Source organism: Enterococcus sp. DIV1420a, from assembly GCF_051712165.1.
Taxonomy (GTDB): domain Bacteria; phylum Bacillota; class Bacilli; order Lactobacillales; family Enterococcaceae; genus Enterococcus; species Enterococcus faecalis.
The window spans coordinates 1,547,354-1,571,078 of sequence record NZ_JBIOOI010000001.1 but is presented as its reverse complement, the minus strand read 5'-3'; the positions used below and the strand labels follow the sequence as shown (position 1 = coordinate 1,571,078).

The following is a 23,725-nucleotide window of genomic DNA, read 5'->3' as shown; positions in this document are numbered from 1 at the left end:
CTCTACTTTTTAAATTCCTGGTACATCCGTCAACGTCCACAATAATTTTGTTTGATATTTCACGGCATCTTTAGGGGTTGACCCTGGTACTGATAGCGCAACATCTTTTGTAACATTAACATTGTGTACCGTATTGGTTTCATCGCGTTCTGCAACCACTTCTACTTTGCCCCAATAAGTAGCCCAAGTTCCTGCACCGGTTCCTTGCTTCGCAGCTGCCACTAGCGATGCGGTCCCTGGAACAAGGGCAATCTTATTTGTTGCCTCTGGTTTCACAACATTTTGCGCATTACTATTAACGGTCGGGTTAGCTAAAGAAATTTGCGCACCTGTCAACTGACTATTTAAAGTAGCCTTTGTTGCTTTAAATTGCTCCTTTTGAGTAACCGTTAAAGACCAACCGCTATTGGTTCCTCTATTATCAGAAATTTGCACAAAATTTGGTGTTTCTTTTTGATTTTCTTGATATTGCTGTGCTCTTGCAAAATATACTTGGTCTTTATTCGAAATACGATTTTTCCCAAAGTCAAAACTTGAAGCATAATCAATAGACAGCGGTCCTTGGGTACCAGGATTGGGACCTTCTGGGTCTGTCGGATCAATTGGTTTGACTGGCTTTTCTGGATCGGGATTTTCTGGATCAACTGGCTCTGTCGGATCTACGTTCGGAATAAATTCTACTAAACCATTCGAACGATACTCTTTTGGCTCTTCTGCCTTCGCTTGTAAGGACCAACCAGCAACTGCAAATGTACTGCATAGAACGATTCCTGTGAATTGTTTTTTCATTGCTTTTCTCCTTTATTTAATTATTAGCGGGAGTATCTTCTAATGCCCAAACTAACTTCGTTGAATATTGTTGTGCAAGCTTTACAGATTTTCCGGGAACGAATAGTTGGACAGCTTCTTTATTTGTTGCTTCATTTGAACCAAAGCGATAAACCCAAGTCCCAACACCTGTTTCTTTTTTAGCGTTCATCGCTAGATTATTATTTACACCAGGTGTTAAGGAAATAGTACTACTAACTTCAGTAGGTTTATATTTTTCATCCACCATTGAGGCAGCTTCTGCCTTTGTAAACGTTAATTGAGCGCCGACTAGTTCCTCTCCAGTAGCTGTTTTAAATTGTTCAGGTTGGGAAAGCGTTAGTTTCCATCCTGCTAACGTTCCTCTTTTATCAGTTACTTGTACATAGGTTGGTTTTTTTGAACCATCTTTCATTTCATCTGGCGCAGCATAATACGTTTGATCTGCCGTAGAAATCTTTTGTGTGCCAAATTTAAATTTTGACCCATAATCAATTGATAAGGCACCACCCGTTCCTGGCCCTGGAGGATCAATTGGGTCTACTGGATCAGTAGGATCGGGATTTTCTGGATCAACAGGCGGTGTGATTTCGTTATCGCCTGCTTCAAAAGTAATTGTGCCTTCCGTATTGTATTCTTTCGGAAAAGTTTCTGCTGCTGATGCGTTTATTGCTTGAAACCCTACGCCTAAAAGTATGGTTGCCGATGTAAGTAAAACAGTTTTTTTCATTAAATAAACTCCTTCTCTCGTTTCATTTTATTAATTAAATAAATGACTATCCCCAACAAACTAACTCCTATCAAGGAATACAGCGGATTTTCAGACTCGCCTGTTTTAGGTAAAACTGCTTGTCCAGAAGCAGCTAAATTGTTTCTTCCCTGTTCTTCTGATTGTTGGGTATACGCTACGTCATTTGACTCTTTTTCATTCTCATAAACGTAGGTACCATAGAAGCTCGCTTGACCATTTGATTCATAATTATTTTCTTCAGCCATAACGCTTTTTGTTTGCAACCCAATGATCAATAGCCCTAAACATACCAAACTAAACCTTTTTATGATTTTCATCTGAATTCCTCCTTCCCCATTTTCAACATTGACTGGCCCAGCCAATAAACATTATATAAAAGAAATATTTATTAGATTTTTTTATTTTTTTCAGACGCTTTTAAAAAATAAAATGGTTTTAGCTAAGAAAGCTTTAAAATCAACACTTTTAAAGACAAAAAAATAAACAAAAAAAACTTCGAAAAATAATTTTCGAAGTTTTTTTGTTTATTTTTTTTATTATTTTTATACTTCAACCGCTTCTAACAAAGCTAAACGTTCAGCAACTTCTGCTTCTGTTAAATTATATTTTTTTACATAACGGTTGGCAGGATGCTGGCTACATTCTAATGAGCAGCCGCCTAAATGTTTATGTTCATTTTCTTCTGAAGTTAAGATTTGACGATTACATTCTGGGTTTGCACAGTTAATGTAGCGTTCGCAAGGTGTTCCATCAAACCAGTCTTTCCCAATAACTTTTTTATCAACATGATTAATTTCGACACTGATTCGGTCATCAAAGACATACATTTTGCCGTCCCAAAGTTCGCCACGTGTTTCTGGATTTTTCCCATAATTGGCAATACCACCATGCAATTGAGCAACATCTTCAAATCCTTCTTTTAATAACCAGCCAGAAAATTTTTCACAGCGAATCCCGCCAGTACAATAGGTAACAATTTTTTTATCCATAAATTGTTCTTTGTTCTCGCGAATCCATTGTGGTAACTCACGGAAGCTACGGATATCTGGGCGCACGGCACCACGGAAATGACCTAAATCATATTCATAATCGTTACGAGCATCGATTACAACAGTGTCTTCGTCTAGTAAGGCTTCTTTAAATTCTGCAGGTTCCAAATATTTCCCCGTCGTTTCTAATGGATCAACGTCTTCTTCTAAGTTCAACGCCACTAATTCAGAACGTGGGCGAACAAACATTTTGCGGAACGCCATTTCTTCTGCTGGATCAATTTTAAAGAATGTATCCTTAAAGCGCTCATCTGCTTGCATTGCTTCCATGTACTTTTCTGTTTCTTCGACAGTACCAGATAACGTTCCGTTAATCCCTTCTGTCGCTACTAAAATACGGCCTTTTAAATTTAATGATTTGCAAAAAGCTAGATGCTCTTTCGCAAAAGCTTCTGGATCTTCAATTGTTGTATATTTGTAATAAAGTAATACTTGGTATTTCATCTTGTTTTCCCCTTTTGTATAAAGTCATTCTATCCCATTATACGGTGAATAAAAAAGGGAAAGCGATTATTTTGCTTGTGTATTTACACACAATAAAAAAAGCCTGATAAACGGCGGGAACAGAACCAACACTACGCGTTGCTCCGATCTCAACAACTTCTAAGGTGTTTTCTCGACATGCGTCTCGTCACAGTACAGCCTTCAAAAGAGCTACAGCTCTAAGAGTTGCGATGTTTCACTGTGAAGCATGAACAGATGAAATCATCGTACCTACTTGGTGAAGGTCCTTCGGAAATAAGCCGAAATTGTTGAGAATCACGAAGAACGTAGTGATTCGATGATGAACAATACCTACTTGGTCTCCAAAAATTAAAGAGCAATTTTCGGAAATTTCTTCTTATTTCTCGGAGCTAAACGGTTCTGTCCCGACCGCTTCTATATACTACTCCTTTTCAGAAGTCGCGGCGAGTTGTTCTTGCAATTCACCTAAAAGTTCAATTTGAATATTTTGGATTTTCACCAAATTTTCTAGTTGATTATTGATAATATAATCCATTTTCTCATGTAATAAATTAATTTCTACTTCTGCTTTTAAGTTAATTTTATAATCATTATTCGTTTGTTCTCTGTCACGGGCTTCTTGTCTGTTTTGACTCATCATAATAATCGGTGCTTGGATAGCTGCTAAACAAGATAAGGCGAGATTTAGCAAAATATAAGGATATTTGTCAAATGGTTGTCCCAATAAAGTGGTAGAGTTAATCACGATCCAAGCAATCAACACGAAACAAAAGAAGCCAATAAACACCCAGCTACCGCCAAATTTAGCAATGGTATCCGCTGCTCGTTGGCCAAAGGTTAATTTCTTTTCCATCTTTTCATTCATATTATTGGAAATCAGCTTATCTTCTTTGATATGTTGAACCACCAATTCATTCAGTTGTTGGATTTTTTCAGAATCATTTGCGACCAATTGTTTCATGTAATCCAAACGATAATTAAGTAACTCCGCCAATGTAATCATCGATTCAGCTGTCAATTGTGGATTGTTTTGGAGAATAAAAGCTTGCGTTTCCTGTTCTATATCTTGAAGATAAATGTTTTTTTTCCGTTGATTCACCAATAACAACTTGTTTATTTTTTGATTGCTTCATCTTCGTCACTCCCTTTGATCGTTCTTCCCTTTATTTTAATATAAAGTCTCTCAGAAGAAACCTAAAAAGGCTTTGGAGTGATCGTTGTTGCTTCTGCTTTAAAATTTAACAGTTAAATTGGTTACATCATGGAACAACGAACCAATTAATTCTTTGTATTTCGCTGGATTCACACAATTAGTTAGCAATATGACCCCGGTTTTCATATCTTTTGAAAATAAAACCAGGGCTTGTTGACCCGCTTCAACGCCGTGTAAGCGTAAATAATTATCATGAACATAGATGCCGCCATGATAAGAACTTTGCTGAGAAGACGTCCATAATTTTTGCAAAAGTGCGGTGGAAACTAAGTGTCCACTCATTAATTGATGTAAGTACCAATACAAATCACCTGTCGTCATATCCACATTCCCAGTCCCAAATTCATGGGCAAAACTAGCTGCGGGAATTGAGAGCACTTGGTTATATGAATTGTCTTCTGTCCATTTATAACTTGTTGAATTATTGGGTTGTTCCAATAAGGTTTCATAGAAGCCAAAATTCTTTAAACCAGCCGTTTTGTGATAAAGATTATTAAATAATTCTTGATAGGTACGTTGATACATTTTCTCTAACATTCCTGCTAAAAGGACAAAATTTACTGGGGAATAATTGTATTTTCCTTTATTGACTTGAATGGTATTTTGTTTAACAAATTGAATAATTTCTTCATCGGTAACGATATTATTAGGCATTGCTGATAACTTTAAACCACTTGTCATATTCAACATATCGCTAATCGTAATATCCTCAGCACCTTGAATTTGCGGATAAAACGTAGCGAGTTTTGTATCTAATGTAAGTTTACCTTCTTCAATTGCTTTTAAGATCAAGGTTGTGGTAAAAGATTTTTGAATTGAGCCAATCTGAAACCTTGTGTTTGGCGTGTTGGTTTGTTGCTTTTCAAAATTGGCAAAGCCATATCCTTTATTTACTAAAACCTGATCATCTTTAATGATCAAAGCCGAACCAATATAATTTGTTTCTTGAATTTTTTGATCAAGTTCGCCACTATCGGGTGCAACTATTTCTTTCGTTAAATTCGCATAATTATCACTTCGACGATCTTCTTCCAAGACCACTTTCGATTCTTGACTAACTTGTGAATCTCTAGTGAAAAATAACGTTTTTATTAAATAACCACTACCACCAATCACCACCAACAAACATACTATAAAAAGCCAATTCACTCCTCCATGTCTTTTCTTTGCATGTCGTTTACGCATACCGCTTACCTCCGCCTATTCTATTAACAGCATTATCATACGCTATATTTTCATGAAAATTACAGATTTTAGTAAAATTTATAAAACTTTCAACTTTTATAAAAAACAGCTTGGCACCAGAATCTAGATTGATTCTGGTGCCAAGCTGTTTTTTATTTACTTTCTTGCCCCATCACAGCAAAGTAATTATCATCGTTATCTGCAAAATTAAAGACTAAGCCTGTTGGCAATTGAACCATTTCACCGACAGTAACCCCAGCCTCTTGCATTTTTTTATAGAGACCAATGATATCATCGCTAGCAAACATTAGAGAAGGGGTATTCCCCGCCACTTCTGGTGAATGTTTTTGAATAAAGGCCAAATCATATAAAACAATAATCGCTTCTGCTGATTCACTTGGTGCAATTTCTACCACCAATGTGCCGTCAACTTCCTCTCTTTCCTTTTCAACAAAGCCAAACGTTTGCCAAAATTGACTAGATTCCTCAACATTATTCACATATAACATAATCTTTACTTGGTTTGAAAACATTCCTTCACGTCCTTTTGAATTTAGTTAACAACTTATTATATACGTTCTTTTAAATAATTACTGCACTTTCGCTTAAAATTCAAAAAAAGTGTTTGAGCAAGACATTGCTCAAACACTTTTCGTTTTATTGATTTAGATATTTGCATCTAAGACAACGTCGCGATCATTTAAGACATCACGATCTAATTCATGAATACGAGCACTTGTTAACACGCCTGCAACCATACTATCGTTAACGTTAACAGCTGTCCGCGCCATGTCAATAAGTGGTTCAACTGAAATTACTAAACCAACAATTGCAACTGGTAAGTTCATTGCGCCTAAAACGATTAGAGAAGCAAAGGTTGCTCCGCCGCCGACACCGGCTACGCCAAATGAACTGATTGTGACAACTGCTACTAACATTAAAATAAATTGTAAACTAAAGACATCAATTCCAACAGTTGGTGCAACGATGGTTGCTAACATAGCTGGATAAACGCCGGCACAACCATTTTGTCCAATAGATAAACCGAAACTACCAGCAAAGTTTGCTGTGGCATCATCGACACCTAATGCTTTGGTTTGTGTTTCAATATTTAATGGTAAAGCTCCTGCACTTGAACGAGAAGTAAAAGCAAAGCTCAAGACTGGAAAAACTTTTTTTAGATACGTAACTGGATTGACTTTTAAAGTAATTAAAATCAGCATGTGAATGGCAAAAACAATGATTAAGGCCACATACGATGCCAACACAAATTTACCTAAGTTAATAATCGCAACAAAATCACTTGTTGCTACAACATTAATCATTAACGCTAACACGCCATAAGGGGTCAAGCGTAAAACTAAGGTAACAATTCGCATGGTAATTTTATATAAACTATCAATTAAATTTGCAAAAAATTCAGCTTCTTTTGGCGCTTTACGACGAACGCCTAAATAAGCGACACCAACAAACGCAGCAAAGATTACCACCCCAATGGTACTCATTGGTCGTGTTCCCGCAAAGTCAGCAAAGACATTTTTAGGAATAAATGAAACGATTTGTTGTGGAATCGTCAAATCTTGAATCGCATCTTGACGCGTCGCTAACTCGGCAATTCTTGACGTTTCTGCAGCACCTTGCGTGAATTTTGCCCCTTGAAGGCCAAACGCTAAGGTTGTTCCAATCCCCACCAAGGCAGCTACTGCTGTTGTTCCTAGTAAGGTGGCTAACACATTAAAGCTAATTTTTCCTAATTTATTGGATTCTTTCATTTTTGTAAATGCACCTACGATAGATACAAATACTAACGGAATTACGAGCATTTGTAGAAACGCTACATAACCATTACCTACAATCCCGATCCATTCCATTGATTGCGTAGTAATTTTACTGTCTGTACCAAAAGCAAATTGAATAATTGCACCTAAAACAATCCCCACGCCCAATGCTGAAAAGACACGTGTTGAGAATTTTAAATGTTTCTTTTGCATTTGGTAGAAACCGAATAACACAGCAATAAATGCAAGGATCACTAATACAGTGATGAATGTTGTCATTTTAGTTCCTCCCTATGTTTTTAATGACAAGTACATCAAAGGAAGTAAAGGTTCCCGGTACTCACTCTCCAGTAAATACCCTGAAAACAGCAGACTGTTTCCAGTGATAGTTCTATTGTACCTTATTTTATAGCAAATAGTGGGATAATTTGCTTACTTTTTGATAGAAAATAACCGTTGCGATAGTTTAAAACTATCACCAAGCGTTGTTTTACTAGTCACTGTAAAAATAATTTGTTTTTTGTCCTCTTTCTTTTAATCTGACGTGGTATACTTAGTTCTAGGAGGTGTAAGCGTATGCAAAAAATTTGTTGGATCCTTTCTGTCAACCGTGATGGAGCAATGTTGTATGTTGGGAGCCCTGCAAATGGAGGTCCTTGGCTCTTTTCAAATAAAGAGCAGCAAAACATCAAAGCCTTTTTTCAACCAACCTATGAAATTGACTTTATCAGTTATGATGTTCTTTCAGAGGAAGTACCAGAAGCTGCGTTCATTTTGTACAATGAAATGCTCGCTCCCTATCTTCCCGAAAAAATCACCAAAGTTGGTCAGCCGATTGCTTATGTGGATATCGCTACAAAAAATTATGAACAGTTTAAAAAAGCTTTGGTTGCTAAATCTACACAAGAATAAAAACAGCGTTTGTAACGGATTCCGTTACAAACGCTGTTTTTAAAGGTTAAGCTTCTTCTGATTGTTGAAAATTCAATTGAACACCTGGACGATCCAGAGCAATTTCAGTTACTTCATAAGATAAACGTTCGACGATGCTAAATAAAGGACGCACAAGTTCATCGACTTCTTCTTGCGAAATATCTTCTTGTTTTTCAATTTTACGATCAATAATGTGATTAATTTGGCTAATCGCCCCTGATAAAACAAATTCGTCAAAGACAATTCGAAATTCTAAGCGAGCAACAAGTGCTGAGCTATTTTCTGGATAATTTTCTTCTTCTACTTCAATTGGTGAAAAACTGACACGTAAATCTGTCTCTACTTCTGAATCAGGTACTCGCATATCATAGTGATACGCTTCAACAATTTCTTGTTGGCGTTTAATTTCCATTGTTTTTTCTCTCCTTTTTTAACAAGATATTCCCCTTTTAGAATATCCAATGGTTTCTTTTCTCAAGTATACCACAAGTCCGAAAGTTGCCTAGACCAAAAAACACAGAAGATCAGACTTTTTTGATAAATTGATTTTGACAGTTTGAACAAGTGACTTTGATTGTTCCTCGTCCTTTCGGCGCACGTAATGACTGCTGACATTTTGGACATTTAAAATAACGATACTCTTTCTGAGTCAGGTGTCGCTTGCGAAAAGCATGAACCTTTTGCATTAGGCGTTGTTTTCGAAGAATAAACCGTTGATTTTCATTCAATCGCGGGTGAATATGTTTTGAAAAAAAGCGATAATACACGTAGGCGACTGTGATTAAAATCAATAACCGAACCCAAAGATAGCCAGTAAAAATATTGATGAGCGCCAGCACGACACTTGTTAGCAACAGCGTTCGATTCAATTCATCGAACCGGGCATAACGTCCTTGTAAAAATCGTTGCGCTTTTTTGCGCCAACGTAGAATGCGTTCAAACCAAATTTGGCCCATTTATCTTCCTTCTTTCGAGTATTATTTTTTGAATAAATGATTGATTTACAGAAACTTTCAATCAAAATTTACACTTACTAAGTCCAAATTTTGAACAACTGTCGGTTATTTTCGATGGTATACTTCTAGAGAAGTCAGGTCAACCGATGAATGACTTCGTTGATAATAGCTACCGCTATTTTATACAAACTTAAACTGTCGATGGATAGATTATCCGATTTTAACTTAGGGGAAGGTTAAAATCCGATTCTATAATTTAGCACTACACTCCTTTATTTAGTAGCAACTTTAGCCTATCTATCCACATTTTAAGTCAAAAAGAAGCAAGTCCGGACTTGCTTCTTTTTATTTATCTTTCTAATTCTTCAATTTTCTTCTCAATTAACGCCAAGACATATTGACACGCTTCAGGATCTTCGACAAAATCATATTTATCGCCATCAATTTGAATTTTAGGACTTTCATCATAGTCTTCGTACCATTGATCATAACGCTCGTTCAACATTTGATAGTAATCATACAACGTTGGATCTGTCTCAATTTGTTCATAAGGACGGCCACGTTTTTTGATGCGTTCTAACATTTTGGGAAATGAAATACGAATGTGAACTAACAAATCAGGTCTTTTTTTATGCGCAGCATAAGGCAATTCTTGGAGCATATTTTGTAATAAGTCATCGTACACTTTGACCTCTGTTTCGTTGGCACGACCTAAATCTGCATTTAAATGAAAAAGTAATGAATCTTCATAAATCGAGCGATCCAATACATTATTTTCATGCGTTAATGCTTGTTTAATACTATCAAAACGTTTATTTAAAAAATAAATTTGTAATAAAAATGCGTACTTTTCCGGTTCCGCATAAAATAAAGGTAATACCTCATTATCATCAACTGATTCGTAAAAGGCTTCTGAACCTAAACGGTTTGCAATTAAAGCTGTTAAACTAGATTTACCAGCGCCAATCGTACCTGCTAAAACAATCACTGCCATCGAACTCCCTACCTATTTTTTTCCATTTTATTTTTTATCTTCAACCAATTAAACATACCAAAAATTGAGTTAAAAGTATACATACAATACATAACAAATATCGCATAATCACCACCAGCGTGCGTCCCTGCTCGGAACCATAACAAAATTGAAAAAATATTTCCTAGTAGCCAAAACACGAATTGCGATTGATAACGTTTAATCATCAATAACATCCCTGTCGCTGAAACACTGAACGTGATTGCATCTAATGTTTGTTGCGCATCATTTACAAAACCTAACAAAATATATGCAGCTACGCCAATGAGCAGCCACGTGAAAAAGGCATACAACCACTGAATACCTTTTAAAACTTTTACTTCGGTTACTTGACCCGAGCCATCTTCGCTAGCCCGAAGCCAAGCATAAAGCCCTGTAATGTCCATAATAATATAGAAGCTTTGTAAAAGAACTTCCGCATATACCCGTGTCACTAACCCAAAATAGCCAATAATCACTGCACTGATTAACCCAAAAATGTAATTGCTGACTTTTCCTTGGGCAATTAAATTCACACAAATGATGCCGGCTAAACCACCTACTAACGTAATCCAATTCGATGGATTGATAGCAAATGCAATCAACTGTACCCCCACCATCAAAGCTAAAAACAAGTAACTTCTCGTTTCCCAACCTTTAAAATCATTCACCAAAAAATTCTTATTCACGACAAATTTCCGACCTTCCTAAAACCAAACTTTTCTCTGTTGACGTCTCAATAAGAGTACTCCGTTTTAAAAAACAAGTCAATCAGATTTCGGAATAAAAAGAAGATTTTAATACTATATATTGATTGGTAAAATAATAAAATACTACATATAGTTATTTCGCAAGCTTTCTGATATCCTTTATTGCCACAATATTTTCTTCATCTTGTTTTAATCTTCTATGTATTCATGGATTTGTTTCCATCTAATAATTCCTGCAGCAGAACCCTTTACGACGGTAGCGCTCCAAATTAATGTTGTGAAAGCGGAAGCAACCACACATATTCATGCTTCAAACACAGCCATCGTTCACTCTTTTTATTGATATGCTTAAAAATTGACGGCCTTATTTCTCGAATCTGGCCACTTATTAACTTATTACATGAAAACATTCGCCTAAAAAAGCAAAAAAAAAACGACTAACCTAAATAATCGACCTACAAACAATTCCTTTCATTTGTAGGTCGATTATCTTTATTAGGTTTGATACGGATGTTTCGCCATTCCTAGTTTCCCTTTACTGATCATCTCTATTTATTTTTTTACTGTTTGCCAACAGCTCGTTGTCTGAAAGTACTATCCGTCCTTTGGTACTTTGTTCAAAGCTGTAAGCTTGCTCAAATAACGTTTGCTCTTTATTGGCAGTTTGTGTAAAAGTCAGCCCATAAGGTTGTCCTTCACTGTTTTTCGCCAAAGGAACAGTCAATTCAGGATATCCTGCCACAGCACTTAAACCCGTACCTTCAGAATCAATAAAGGCATATCCGTCTAATTGTTGTTTTTTTAGCAACGCATCAAACGTTTGCTGTGCTTTTTTAATGGTTGTTTGAATGATTTCTTTATCTGGTTGTTTCTTTTTAACATCTGCTTCTAATAAATCTTGCCCATACTTGGCACGAACCTTTTTATCTTGTTGATTATACGCAATTAGTTCCTCCAGTGTTTTAAATGGTAAGTCATAACGTTTCGCAAATTCTTCCAATGCAAACTTAAATTCATTGGAAATAACTTTCCCGCCATCAATCCCTTCCATGTCTGGTGTTACCGGAATCACTTCTGCTCCAGCTTTTTGGAGGGCCTTTTTAGCAGCCGTAAATTCTTCTTCAGCACTTGGCATTTCTAGCAACCCAATGCGTTGACCTTGTAAGTTATTTTTAGTAAATTTCGTTGAATCAATGCTCGGAACCGTGTCTTTCTTAAACGCATTATAGCCTTGCGCAGCATCAACGACACTTCGGGCAATCGGGCCAACTGTATCTAATGACGGTGCCAATGGCAAAACACCTTCGCCACTTACTGAACTGTGGGTCGGTTTAAAACCAACCACTGATTGATGAGAAGCGGGGGAAACAATCGATCCCATCGTCTCAGTGCCTAAAGAGAAGGCGCCGATATTCATCGTCACACTAGCCGCACTCCCAGAACTTGAACCTGAAGGTGTTATTTTGAGTGGCCCATAAGGATTAAGTGTTTGTCCATGTTTGGAACTATAGCCACTTGGTGCTTTCATTGACATATAATTCGCTAGTTCAGATAAGTTTACTTTTCCTAAAATCAAAGCTTGCGCCTCTGTTAACTTCTTAACTACTTCCGCATCTTCCTTAGGCTTGAACGTGCGTAAGGCATAAGCTCCTGCACTCGAAATCATGTTGGTCGTATTTATATTTTCTTTCAAAGTCACAGGAATACCATACAAAGGCTTCTTCGGTGTTTGAGAGGCTTGCTGGTCAAATGCCTTTGCTTCCTTAATTGCTTGCGGATTGATTTCAGAGATGCTGTTCATGCCATTATCTATTTGATCGAACTGTAAAATACGGTCCAAATAAAACGCCGTAAGTTCTTCATAGGTCAATGCTCCGTCGGCAATCGCTTGCTGTAATTCAGTGATATTTTTTTCAATAATCAACGGTGCTTTGGTCCGAGCTTTTTGTACATCTGTTTCTTTTAATTGGTCTTCAATCGTTTTAACGATTCTCTCTTGATTGTACATTGCTGGGGTTTCTGCCTCAGGAGTGAACTTTTTGAGTATAAACCAATACGCTGCAGCGCCTATTATGACTAACAAAACAGCAATTATTCCGATTACTTTTAAAAATTTAGACATTTTTATCCTCCTATACCATTTAAAGATTATCTTACTATGTTTATTTTTGCATGACAACTAACAGTTTTGTTCGTTAAAAAGACAAAATAAAGAGTAGGACATCCGTCAAAACGACCGATGTCCTACTCTCTAACGATTAAGTTAGTCCGCTAAATGCGTTTGTTTTAGTCTTTTGTGAAAGTTAAATACTGAGAATTTATTGTGTAATTCGTGTACCACTTTCTCCTTTGATTGCTTCCGAAGCTAATTCTAAAAGCCCGATAATCGCCTGGCGGTTTGGTTTACTTTCTGCAAAACTGATGGCCGCTTCTACCTTAGGTAACATACTACCTGGCGCAAATTGATTTTCTTCTATATATTGTTGCATTGCCGTAACCGTAACATCGGTCAAAGCTTGTTGATTTGCTTGACCAAAGTTAACAAAAACATGTTCCACTGCAGTTAATACCACAAAAACATCTGCTTCAATGAGTTCAGCCATTTTTGCTGCCGCAAAGTCTTTATCAATGACTGCATCTACACCATGATAGACTGGACCATCATAGGCAATAGGAACCCCGCCACCACCACAAGCAATTACGATCTGTCCTGCATCAACAAGTGTTCGCAAGCTAACTTTTTCGTAAATATCAACTGGTTTTGGTGAAGGAACTACCCGTCGCCAGCCTCGACCCGCATCTTCTTGATAGACGTTCCCAGTTTCCGCCATCAACTGTTTGGCTGTTTCTTCGTCATAATAACCACCAATTGGTTTTGTTGGTTTTGTAAACGCTGGGTCTTTTGGATCCACCACGACTTGTGTAATTAACGTAACAACTGGTTGTTCCCCTAAATTTCTGGCTACTAGTTCTTCATCAATTGCTTGTTGTAAATGATAGCCAATATAGCCTTGGCTCATTGCTGTGCATTCAGGAAACGGCACGACATCTTCTGGAGATTGACTCGTTTCCTCAAAAGCTAAGCGAATTTTGCCAACTTGTGGCCCGTTGCCATGAGCAATCACCACTTGATGGCCTTGTTCAATTAAATCAACAATGGATTTTGCAGCGGTTTGTGCTTTTGCCAATTGTTCTTTCGAAGAATTTCCTAACGCATTTCCACCTAATGCAATCACTATTTTTGACATCTGTTTCCCTCCTAGCGCTTTGGTTCTTGTTGTGTGATACAGTGAATATTGCCGCCCCCATAAACAACTTCTACCGTATTAACGCCGACAATTTTTTTATCTGGGAACATCGTTTGAACTTGCTCTAAAGCCAAACGATCATTTTCATCACCATACTGTGGCACAATCACGCCATCATTTGTAATTAAAAAGTTCATATAGGATGCGATACAAATATCGCCATCTTCTCGTGGCATGGTTCCTTCCACGAAATCAATTTTGAAGGAGCCTTTAATGGTTACATTTTTGACAGGACAGCATAATTTGTGGACTTTTAATTGGCGTCCTTTAGCATCAGTCATTTTAAGCAAACGTTGATACGCATCTTGTGCCGCTTCATAAAATGGGCTATTTTGATCTTCAGTGTAAATACAAGCCACTTCACCAGGTGCAATAAAACAAGCTACATCATCCACATGACCATTAGTTTCTTCTGGGTCAATTCCATCACCTAGCCAAAGAACTTTTTCAACATTTAAATAGTCGCATAATTTTTGTTCGATTGCTTCTTTTGAAAGTTGTGGATTTCGACCTTCACTTAATAAGCACATTTCTGTAGTCAAGACTGTTCCTTGTCCATCTACGTGGAATGAACCGCCTTCTAAAACAAAATCATCTGTACGATAAGAATCTACATGCTCAATTTCACAAATTTTTTGTGCAACCAAATCGTCTTGGTCCCAAGGGAAATATAAACCATCTACTAATCCCCCCCAAGCATTGAATGTCCAATCCACACCACGGATTTCTCCATGGTCGTTAATGACAAATGATGGTCCACAATCACGGACCCAGGCGTCATTGTTTGACATTTCGTAAACCGTAATTTCTGGCGGCAATTGGCGACGGCAATTTTGAAATTGTTGTTGAGAAACCACCACATTCATCGGTGTAAACTGACTAATTGCTTTGGCCACATTAGTAAAAGCTTCTTGGACAGGTTTACCACCATCGCGCCAATTATCCGGTCTTTCTGGCCAAATCATCCAAACTTTCTCTTGTGGTTCAAATTCTCCTGGCATTCTAAAGCCATCTTGTTTAGGGGTACTTCCTACAATTCGTTTAGCCATTTTCTTTCGTTCCCTTCTTAATTTTTTTCACGTAAATAATCACTTCACCAAACAGAATAAAAATGATTGCCCCAATTGTGATTGGTAATTTTTCATTTAATGCTGCGGGACTAAAATCTAAAGGCACTGCTGTGAAAATCAGTGAAATAATAATCATAATCATTGGCAAAACCACTAAAACTTTTAAAAATCCTGGTTTTCCGTTAACTTTAAACGGACGTGGTGTATCGGGATCAATTTTTCTAAGCTTATAAAAAGCTGGGAAAACTGGGATATACGATAACAAGAATAGGACGACATTCAAGGAGAAAAAGGCCCAGAATAAATCTTGATTAGGTAAAATTGGTGCTAATACAATGACCACCGATGCCACAATGCCATTCATCAAAGCAGCCCCAATTGGCATGTCATTTTTCTTACTACGTTTTTCAAAAAATTTAGGCATGTCACCATTTTCAGCAGCATAACAAGCTGTATTATTGACTCCTAATGACCAAGAAATCATGTTTCCGAACAACGTAAGAAGGAATAGGAAAGCCATCAACATAATGAACCAACCTTCTGTCGAGCCTGTCAATAGTTTAAAGCTATCCATCATACCACTGCCGGTACTAATTTGATCGGTGGGAATCGCTACCCCAATTCCAAAGGCTGAAAAAATATAAATGGCCGCAATGACTAACCCCGCTGCTACAATAGCTTGTGGAATTTGCTTCTTAGGATTTTCCATATCATCTGCAAACGTACAGATGACTTCAAACCCTAACAAATTAAAAATGATTACAGAAATAAAAGATAAACTCCTTAAGTCAAACGTTGGCAGCATTGATTTCAAGGTAAATTCATTGGCAACACCTTTCGTCAAGGCTACATACAATCCTAGCCCACCAATTAAGACAGCTAAAACCATCTTGATTACGGCAGCTCCATTTAGAATCCAGATACTGTCGCTGACTGGATAAAAACTAATCCAAACCACAATCCAAGTAAAAATTAATTCAACAATAATCATCATCGGTGTTGAAAACTTAATACCTGTAATTGTCGTTAATAGTTCTGGCGTCATAACGGCTAATGAAGCTAGCCACAATGGATAATTAATCCAATAATACCAAGAAACTCTGGCACCCCAACGATGACCATATGCTTTGGTCACCCAATCATAGATGCCCCCTTCACCAATATAAGTTGTTCCTAATTCTGATGAAATTAACCCATATGGCAATAGGAATGCAATTAATAAGAAAATCCACCAAAAAAACTGAGAATTACCAATTGCAGCAACAGGCGCCGCTGCTTCAGCAACGAAAACCACACAGATCACTGATAAAATGGCACTCGTTAAACTAAATTTCTTTTTCCCCTCCATGAAGACTCTTCCTCTCTTTATAAACTGTCCACTGATTCATTTTTTCAATCAGTGGACAGTTGGCCGTTAAATGCTTTGAGTGTCTAAGAAAACTTCTAGTTCTTTTTTCGCTTCTGCTTGCTTGATTAAATCATAAGGATTTTTTGCTTCATAATCATTCATAAGATATACTAATAAGCCACGAATAGATGTTAAACGGTTTTCTGCTTCATCGAAACAAATAGAATTTTTACCGTCAATTACTTCATCAGTTACTTCTTCCCCACGTGTTGCTGGTAAACAGTGCATGAATTTACAATTGGCACCTGCCCGATCCATCATTTCTTGATTCACTTGATATTTTGGATAGAAAACCTTCATACGTTCTTCTTCAGATAATTCCGCTTCGTACAAGCCATACCAAACATCCGTGTACAAGAAATCAGCGCCTTCAACAGAACTTGCATCATCTGTGACCAAAAAGCTACCGCCTGAAACTTCACAATTTTTTGCTAATTTCGCTTGATGCTCTTCATTTAATTGGAAGCCTTCTGGACCGAAGTGAACAAAATTCATGCCCATTTTTGTTGTGATTAATCCTAAAGAAAAACAAACTTGTGTTGCATCTCCGACAAAGACAACTTTACAATCTTCTAATTTTTTGCCTTCTGGTAAATGCTCAACCATGGTACACAAATCACCTAATTCTTGGGTTGGATGATTGTAATCAGACATACCGTTAATGACTGGGATGGTAGCACAATTAGCTAAATCAACAATACTATGGTGACGTTCCACACGAGCCATCAAAATATCTACTAAACGTGACAATACGCGGCTGGTATCTTCAATCGTTTCATGTCCCCCTAATTGAATTTGACCAGGTGCTAAATATTCGCCATGTCCGCCTAATTGTTCCATTGCAGTTTCAAAAGATACTCGTGTTCGAGTTGAAGATTGTTGGAAAATCATTCCTAAAGATTTGTTTTTTAACAGTTGCGGATAATACCCATTTTTAATCGCTTCTTTAATTTTTAATGATAAATCGACTAAGTAGTGCATTTCCTCTTTCGTATATGTTTCTGTTGTAACGTAATCTCTTTTCATGATGTGTTCCTCCTAAAAGTTGTTTTTGTTTACACATTGACTTTACCAAGTTTAGCGAAGAGTTTACTATCCACCAAAAGTCAGAAAACGCTTTCTTTTTTGGCGTAATTTTTCATTAAAAAAAGTTTATTTATGGTTATAAACCGTTGGTACACCAGGGGTTTATAAAAGTTTAGGCGGATTTCTCTCTAATTTCTGACCAATCATAGATTTGAAAATGGTATAATTATTTTGAAAAATCATTCACTTAAAATAAAAGATGAAAGGGGTTTCCAATCGTGACATTTGTTTTTATTTATAACATCTTGTTGATTATTTTATATTCGTTTACTTCAACCTTTACCTTAAATCTTTACTTGAAAAATAAACAACCGATTTTTTTATTGCTTCTCTTTTTAATGGTTATTTTTATTTGTGACAATGTGATTGTTTATATGACTGAGTTCATTAATTCGTTTGCAAACGAATATAATCAGACCTTTATGACCGCACCTTTTTTAAAGACCATCATTTTTATTTGTTGTAATTTTGCCTATCTGGCTATTATCAATACTATTAGTGGTCGTCCTTTTAAAAATTATCAATTTGTCTGGTTATTTTTAATTGGTTTATGGATGCTAGCTATTCCATTTTCAAAAAATTCCGCCTTAAAAGTTTGGTTGTACTATTTACCCAATCAGCTATTTTTAATTTACCTTGGATGCTATGCGCTCTATCAATTACGAATAGATCCTTTATCAGCCCTTGCGAAAAAATATCTTCGTTTTATTGGTTGGCTAAGCATTGGTTTCGGTGTGGCGATTCTTTTGGAAGATACCTTCGTTATTTTTAACATTGACCAATATTCTGATATTGTCTTTAAAATTAACAACCGAAACGTTTCTGAAGATATTTATACAATCATTCTCTCCATCGCCATTATCTACTTCTGTAATCGTGATTTTCCTCTGTCGGTTCTTGAAAAAGACGCTGCTAAATTGGAAGAAAATCAATCAGATGAACCCGTACTTTTGGCGCCTTTTTGTGATGCCTATCAATTAACGCAGCGAGAACGAGAAGTGCTTTCGTTACTTTTAGAGTGCAAAACAAATCAAGATATAGCCAACGAACTATTCCTATCAATCGGGACAGTAAAAACACATATCCACAATATTTTCGTTAAATTAGAAGTAAACAAAAGAGCAGAAGTTTTTGTCAGTTATCAACTTTTTTCTCAACAACAAACTGAACATTTAGCGAGATAATTAAAAAGGAAGCCTCTTGTAGTGAGACCCGAAAGTTAGACCGAATACCGACTGGAGAAATCTGGTCGGTATTTTTATGCGACGAACCGTTTACGGAATTGAACGGGACTGCACCCTAGTTTTGTCTTTATTCGTTGATGATTATAATAATCAATCCATTCCTCAATTGCTTGTTCTAGTTCTTCGAAACTAGAATAAATAATGCCATGGTAGGTTTCTTGTTTTAGTAAACCAAAGAAATTCTCCATAGGAGAATTATCAAAACAATTGCCTTTTCGAGACATACTTTGAAAGATCTGGTGACTGGTTAATTGCTTTTTGTACTGCTTCATTTGGTACCCCCAACCTTGGTCAGAATGAAAAGTGCGCCGATATGGACAATCTTGCGTTTTATCAATGGCTTCTTTTTGTGCCTCAAGAATTGCTTTGGCATTCGGCTGTTTAGAAATACGGTAAGACAAGATTTCACCATTAAATAAATCAAGAAAAGGATCTAAATAGAGTTTTTTTATTTGAATCTTTCCACTTTGATCACGTTCATAATACTTAAATTCAGAGGTATCTGTTGTTAGCTTTTGATGGGGTACTGAAGTGTAGAAACGACGATGTAGACGGTTTTTTTCGCCATAGCCAACGGTTCCTTTGTAGGAATTATATTTTCTTGATTTACGAATAAATTTTGTCCCTTTTAGGCCAAGTTTACGCATAAGACGACGAATTTTTTTCTGGTTTACGTTCAATCCTTGTTCTTTTAAAGCTAATTGAATACGGCGATAGCCATAGTTTCCTTTGTTTTCGTCAAAAATTTTCTTAATCAGGGCTTCTAATTTTTGATTGGGATTTTTTCGCTCAAATCGCTTTTGCCAATACATATACGTCGCTTTAGGAAATTTGGTTGCTTCCAGTAAGATTGTTAATCGGAATTTTTTTCGGAGTTCGTGGATGATTCGGGCATCTCGTTCTTGAGTCGTTCCGGGATATTCATTCCTAAAGCGCGGAGCTTTTTTATGAAGGCTAGTTCCGCTCGCAATAGTTCATTTTCATGTTCTAATTCTTGTTCACGTGTTCGTGTTTTTTTCACCTGAACGGGTTTCTTTTTCTTTGACATAGAAGGTCTTCCTTTCTGTTTTGGTGAAAGCCCTTCTATGCCTGTTTCTAGAAATTTCTGGTGCCAAGCCAAGACTAAGGTATCGTTTGGCAGACCATATTTCAATGCGACAGTCAGATAAGAGTCACCACTCGTTAAATAATAGTGTATGACATCCCGCTTGAATTTGGAAGAGTAATGTTGGTAATTTACTCTTCGATGAAGTGCGTTAAATCCAAATTTCTCGACTGTTTTAACCCATTTACGAACAGTCGAAAGTGAAGCAATATCAAATTGATTCGCTAGTATTCGATAACCTCCTGCGCCATTTTGGTAAGCTTCTACTACTTTTTTCTTGAATGCATAATCGTATTTTGCCAATTTAAATACGCCTCCAAAGTTAGATTTTTTGGTCTAACTTTGGGGGCGCACTACATCTCCGTGATCGGTGGCTTCCTTTTTGATTAACTATTTTCTTGTACTTGTCGAACTCTCTTTTCAATTTCTTGAAAGTTAATAATTTTAGCTTGGCGATGAATTTCTTTTCCTTCATAGTATAAGATAATGGTCGGTGCAGAAAAAGCATTTAATTGTCCAATTATTTCTGGACTTTTATCAGCTTCTGCAATGTATGTAGGAAATTCATATTTTGTTGCAATTTTTTCGACAATCGGTTTATCAACTGTACAAACACTACAATTTTTTGCTGTCAAAAAGACGGCTTGTAGACGATTGTCTGTAATTTTTTCTTCTAATTCTTCTAATGTTGTTACATATTCCACTGAATAGCCCTCCTTGTCTTTTGTCTAAAATAACAGATTTACTAGCAAAATAACAACTTATTTGTTTGGCTAGGAATGCTTTAACAAAAAAGTTGTCGCCCATTTCATTAATGGGAGACAACTTTTTACTGATAACCGCTTATTTATTAAAAATTTTAGGCCCTTTGCGCATGTTTTTACGATCATTTTTGGGAGTTTCCATTTTTTTAGAACGGCCACCACCTTGTTTCTTTTTAATTAATTCTAACATTTTTTCTTTTTCATTCATTTAATCCACCGCCTTTGTTAATAACGTGACAGATTCAATGTGGGTCGTTTGTGGGAAATTATCCACCGGTTGAATTTCTTTTGCTTCATAGCCACCTTCTGTTAATAATGCAATGTCGCGAGCGAGTGTGGCTGGATTACAGCTGACATAAACAATTCGTTCAGGTTGCGTTTCAATTAATGTGTTTACTAATTGACCGTCTAACCCTTTCCGTGGTGGATCCACCACCACAACATCTGGTTGCAAGCCATTTTCAACTAATTTTGGCAATAATTCTTCCGCTAAACCAGCCGTGAAAGTGGCATTCTCAATGTTGTTTAATTTAGCATTATTTTCTGCATCTTTGACCGCTTCTTCAATTACTTCAATACCGTAAACTTGCTTTGCATCTTGGGCTAAAGTTAAGCCAATCGTTCCAATCCCGCAATAGGCATCCACCACAATTTCATTGCCTGTTAAAGCCGCATACTCTTTAACTTTTTGATACATCACTTCTGTTTGTTGTGGATTTACTTGATAAAATGAACGCGCGGAAATTTCAAATTTCAAATCAAAAATAGTATCTGTAATTTTTTTAGACCCATGTAATAAGATGGTTTCGTCGCCAAAAATGACATTGGTTCGTTTTGGATTTACATTTTGTACAATGCTGACTACTTCCGGAATAGCTTCCAAAATATCTGGCACAATTTTACTAATTGGGAATAATTTCGGTGTTCTCGTAATTAGAACAACCATCATCTCCCCAGTATGGTAGCCACGACGAACGACAATATGGCGTAAGTTCCCTGTATTATCAGATTCGTTATAAGGTTTTACGCTATATTTACGCATAATGTCACGGATTTTAACAATTGCTGCATCAATTTCGGGGTCTTGAATATAGAAATGTTCCATCGGAATTAAATCATGGCTATTTTTCCGGAAAAAACCTGTTTGTAGTTGGTTGTCAATTTTACGCACGGGAATTTGTGCTTTGTTCCGGTAATGCCACGGATCATTCATCCCAATTGTTGGTAAAACAGGGACTCCTGGCAATTTAGCGACACGTTGCATAACATTTTCGACTTGTTGCGTTTTAAATGATAGTTGGGCGCCGTACGCTAAATGTTGCAACGGACTAATCCCGACTTTTGTAAAGTTTTCATCTTTCACGGGCACACGCTGTTCACTGCTTTTTAGGACAGTCAACACTTTCCCATAACCAAAACTTTTGCCTGTTTTTAAGACTTTGATTTCAAGTTTTTCACCTGGTAAGGCATTTTCAATAAACAATGGATAATGGTCCACTTTTGCCACGCCTAAACCTTCATGCGTCAAGTCAATGATTTCTACTTCAATGACGTCATTTTTCTTTACTGGATAATTTTTCATAAGTCGCTCCTTCTTTTTATACACTTCACTCATTCTAATGAAAATACCTAAGAAAAGCAACAACGAATTTTCATGGCGATTTAGCAATTCCGTTTGAGCTTTTTGGGTAAATAAAAGAATGAGACCCTTTCCCTTAGTCAAAAAATAGCCAATGAAAGATCTTATCAACTAAATCTTTCATTAGCTATTCACGGACTACCTAGTGCTTTTCTTTTTCGGCAATCTTTCCATCGCCATCAATATCTTCGTCTGTTAGTCGTTCAACTTCTTTGACAAATTCTTTGCTAGCTTCGTTATATGCTTCTTCCTCTTCGTCTTCTGATTCTACGACAATCTCATCGCTACCAGTTAAGACAGAACCCATAATCGCATTGGACGGCAGTGCATCACCATTTGCAAAAATTTCAATGTGTTGATGCATATTTTTAAAGGTCATTGGAGCATCGCCTCCATATTCACCATCTAAATTAATCATCATTTTATTGTTCTTTTCTAACGTTTCTGCATGTAAATAGCTGGTCTTTGTATAGATTAGTCGATGATCTTCAACATGCTTTCCACCATTTAACATTAACGCAACTAAATGAAGAATCTCAAAAATATTGGCTGTTTTTACAATGATTAATGAAAACTTACCATCATCTAATTTAGCATCTGGTACGATTTGCTCGAAACCACCCACCGAGTTAGTCAGCCCTAGGAAAAACATTGATGCATTGCCTTCATAGACACCTTCATCATATGTCATGCGCATTTTAATCGGCTTCACTCGCGGCAACATTTCGGCTCCTTTGGCTAAGTACGCTAAGTAACCAAAAATACTTTTCAACTCTGACGGAACTTCATAAGTCAGTTCCGTTAAATGACCACCCGCCGCAATATTGATAAAGTAATTTTTACCGGCTTGACCAATATCCATTTTGACAGTTTGATTTTTTTTAATCACTTCTGCTGCCTTAACGATATTATCACGAGGAATCTTCAAGGCCCGTGCATAGTCATTCGTCGTTCCAGCAGGAATAATGGCCATTTTAGGGCGCCGCTTCAACGGAGCAATCCCATTCACGACTTCATTAATGGTCCCATCTCCACCTGCTGCTACTAGTAAATCAAATCCTGCACGCGCAGCACGATGTGCTTCATTGCGTGCTGAATTTTCTTCTGGTGTGGTCGCAAATGCACTGGCTTCATAACCACATTCTTCTAAAATAGATAAAATATCGGCTAAGTTCTTTTTGATTAACTCTTTTCCTGACGTTGGATTATAAATCACTCTAGCTTTTTTCATGGTTTGCCTGC

Annotated in this window: 23 protein-coding genes and 1 pseudogene; 2 read left to right on the top strand and 22 right to left on the bottom strand. The window is 36.9% G+C overall.

The genetic code is table 11. From position 1 onward, the window contains the following. Positions 1-9 precede the first annotated feature (9 nt). From IGI80_RS07950 to IGI80_RS07915, 8 genes are all read right to left on the bottom strand, one after another. Complete coding sequence (locus IGI80_RS07950) at positions 10-789, bottom strand: WxL domain-containing protein (RefSeq protein ID WP_002355607.1); 780 nt, start codon at positions 787-789, stop codon at positions 10-12. A 16-nt stretch (positions 790-805) separates the two neighbouring features. Further along, complete coding sequence (locus tag IGI80_RS07945) at positions 806-1,537, bottom strand: WxL domain-containing protein (protein ID WP_002361269.1); 732 nt, start codon at positions 1,535-1,537, stop codon at positions 806-808. Continuing rightward, positions 1,537-1,920: an LPXTG cell wall anchor domain-containing protein gene (locus IGI80_RS07940; RefSeq protein ID WP_002386955.1), complete on the bottom strand. Its 384-nt coding sequence runs from the start codon at positions 1,918-1,920 to the stop codon at positions 1,537-1,539. The genes IGI80_RS07945 and IGI80_RS07940 overlap by 1 nt, the downstream gene beginning before the upstream one ends. Positions 1,921-2,100: 180 nt before the next feature. Continuing rightward, positions 2,101-3,051 (bottom strand): oxygen-dependent tRNA uridine(34) hydroxylase TrhO, encoded by a 951-nt coding sequence (trhO, locus tag IGI80_RS07935; RefSeq protein ID WP_002358723.1) that lies wholly within the window; start codon positions 3,049-3,051, stop codon positions 2,101-2,103. A gap of 442 nt (positions 3,052-3,493) precedes the next feature. After that, a complete protein-coding gene (locus IGI80_RS07930) occupies positions 3,494-4,171 on the bottom strand; it encodes a DUF1003 domain-containing protein (protein WP_438723197.1) in 678 nt (225 codons plus the stop codon). Positions 4,172-4,303: 132 nt separating this feature from the next. After that, entirely contained in the window at positions 4,304-5,470 is a 1,167-nt protein-coding gene (locus IGI80_RS07925) for a serine hydrolase domain-containing protein (protein ID WP_438723196.1), read from the bottom strand. Positions 5,471-5,622: 152 nt separating this feature from the next. Beyond that, positions 5,623-6,003: a VOC family protein gene (locus tag IGI80_RS07920; RefSeq protein ID WP_002358720.1), complete on the bottom strand. Its 381-nt coding sequence runs from the start codon at positions 6,001-6,003 to the stop codon at positions 5,623-5,625. Positions 6,004-6,135: 132 nt separating this feature from the next. Then, positions 6,136-7,527 carry an L-cystine transporter gene (locus IGI80_RS07915; RefSeq protein ID WP_002355598.1) on the bottom strand — a complete coding sequence of 464 codons (1,392 nt, stop codon included), beginning with the start codon at positions 7,525-7,527 and terminating at the stop codon, positions 6,136-6,138. 297 nt (positions 7,528-7,824) lie between these two features. Here IGI80_RS07915 and IGI80_RS07910 point away from each other — a divergent pair, with 297 nt between their 5' ends. Then, positions 7,825-8,160 (top strand): hypothetical protein, encoded by a 336-nt coding sequence (locus IGI80_RS07910; RefSeq protein ID WP_438723194.1) that lies wholly within the window; start codon positions 7,825-7,827, stop codon positions 8,158-8,160. Between the two features lie 46 nt (positions 8,161-8,206). On the opposite strand, the gene IGI80_RS07905 is transcribed toward IGI80_RS07910, so the two are convergent. The 9 genes from IGI80_RS07905 to ptcA form a co-directional block, all read right to left on the bottom strand. Continuing rightward, on the bottom strand, positions 8,207-8,593 hold the full coding sequence (locus tag IGI80_RS07905) for a DUF1149 family protein (RefSeq protein ID WP_002358717.1): 387 nt from the start codon (positions 8,591-8,593) through the stop codon (positions 8,207-8,209). 112 nt (positions 8,594-8,705) lie between these two features. Beyond that, positions 8,706-9,137 (bottom strand): hypothetical protein, encoded by a 432-nt coding sequence (locus IGI80_RS07900; protein ID WP_002398115.1) that lies wholly within the window; start codon positions 9,135-9,137, stop codon positions 8,706-8,708. A gap of 349 nt (positions 9,138-9,486) precedes the next feature. Further along, positions 9,487-10,131 carry a deoxynucleoside kinase gene (locus IGI80_RS07895; protein ID WP_002355594.1) on the bottom strand — a complete coding sequence of 215 codons (645 nt, stop codon included), beginning with the start codon at positions 10,129-10,131 and terminating at the stop codon, positions 9,487-9,489. A gap of 8 nt (positions 10,132-10,139) precedes the next feature. Then, on the bottom strand, positions 10,140-10,838 hold the full coding sequence (pnuC, locus tag IGI80_RS07890) for a nicotinamide riboside transporter PnuC (protein WP_002355593.1): 699 nt from the start codon (positions 10,836-10,838) through the stop codon (positions 10,140-10,142). 556 nt (positions 10,839-11,394) lie between these two features. Then, on the bottom strand, positions 11,395-12,981 hold the full coding sequence (locus IGI80_RS07885; protein ID WP_438723193.1) for an amidase family protein: 1,587 nt from the start codon (positions 12,979-12,981) through the stop codon (positions 11,395-11,397). Positions 12,982-13,177: 196 nt separating this feature from the next. Next, positions 13,178-14,107, bottom strand: a complete 930-nt coding sequence (gene arcC, locus IGI80_RS07880; RefSeq protein WP_002355590.1) for a carbamate kinase — start codon at positions 14,105-14,107, stop codon at positions 13,178-13,180. 11 nt (positions 14,108-14,118) lie between these two features. Beyond that, a complete protein-coding gene (gene aguA / locus IGI80_RS07875; RefSeq protein ID WP_002364800.1) occupies positions 14,119-15,216 on the bottom strand; it encodes an agmatine deiminase in 1,098 nt (365 codons plus the stop codon). Next, positions 15,209-16,585 (bottom strand): APC family permease, encoded by a 1,377-nt coding sequence (locus IGI80_RS07870; protein WP_002355588.1) that lies wholly within the window; start codon positions 16,583-16,585, stop codon positions 15,209-15,211. Before IGI80_RS07870 ends, aguA begins: the two co-directional genes overlap by 8 nt. Positions 16,586-16,651: 66 nt before the next feature. Beyond that, a complete protein-coding gene (gene ptcA, locus IGI80_RS07865; protein WP_002355587.1) occupies positions 16,652-17,671 on the bottom strand; it encodes a putrescine carbamoyltransferase in 1,020 nt (339 codons plus the stop codon). A 398-nt stretch (positions 17,672-18,069) separates the two neighbouring features. Between ptcA and IGI80_RS07860 the strand changes: the two genes are divergently transcribed. Further along, complete coding sequence (locus IGI80_RS07860) at positions 18,070-18,915, top strand: helix-turn-helix domain-containing protein (protein ID WP_438723441.1); 846 nt, start codon at positions 18,070-18,072, stop codon at positions 18,913-18,915. A gap of 74 nt (positions 18,916-18,989) precedes the next feature. Here IGI80_RS07860 and IGI80_RS07855 read toward each other — a convergent pair. From IGI80_RS07855 to IGI80_RS07835, 5 genes and pseudogenes are all read right to left on the bottom strand, one after another. After that, positions 18,990-20,383: pseudogene (locus IGI80_RS07855) on the bottom strand (IS3 family transposase). 83 nt (positions 20,384-20,466) lie between these two features. Continuing rightward, the gene (locus IGI80_RS07850) at positions 20,467-20,784 is read right to left on the bottom strand and encodes a thioredoxin family protein (RefSeq protein ID WP_002355583.1); all 318 of its coding nucleotides are present in this window, start codon (positions 20,782-20,784) and stop codon (positions 20,467-20,469) included. Between the two features lie 139 nt (positions 20,785-20,923). After that, entirely contained in the window at positions 20,924-21,052 is a 129-nt protein-coding gene (locus IGI80_RS07845) for a hypothetical protein (RefSeq protein ID WP_002355577.1), read from the bottom strand. Continuing rightward, on the bottom strand, positions 21,053-22,426 hold the full coding sequence (gene rlmD / locus IGI80_RS07840; protein WP_438723192.1) for a 23S rRNA (uracil(1939)-C(5))-methyltransferase RlmD: 1,374 nt from the start codon (positions 22,424-22,426) through the stop codon (positions 21,053-21,055). A 199-nt stretch (positions 22,427-22,625) separates the two neighbouring features. Next, a complete protein-coding gene (locus tag IGI80_RS07835) occupies positions 22,626-23,714 on the bottom strand; it encodes a diacylglycerol kinase (protein WP_002355572.1) in 1,089 nt (362 codons plus the stop codon). Between the last annotated feature and the right edge of the window lie 11 nt (positions 23,715-23,725).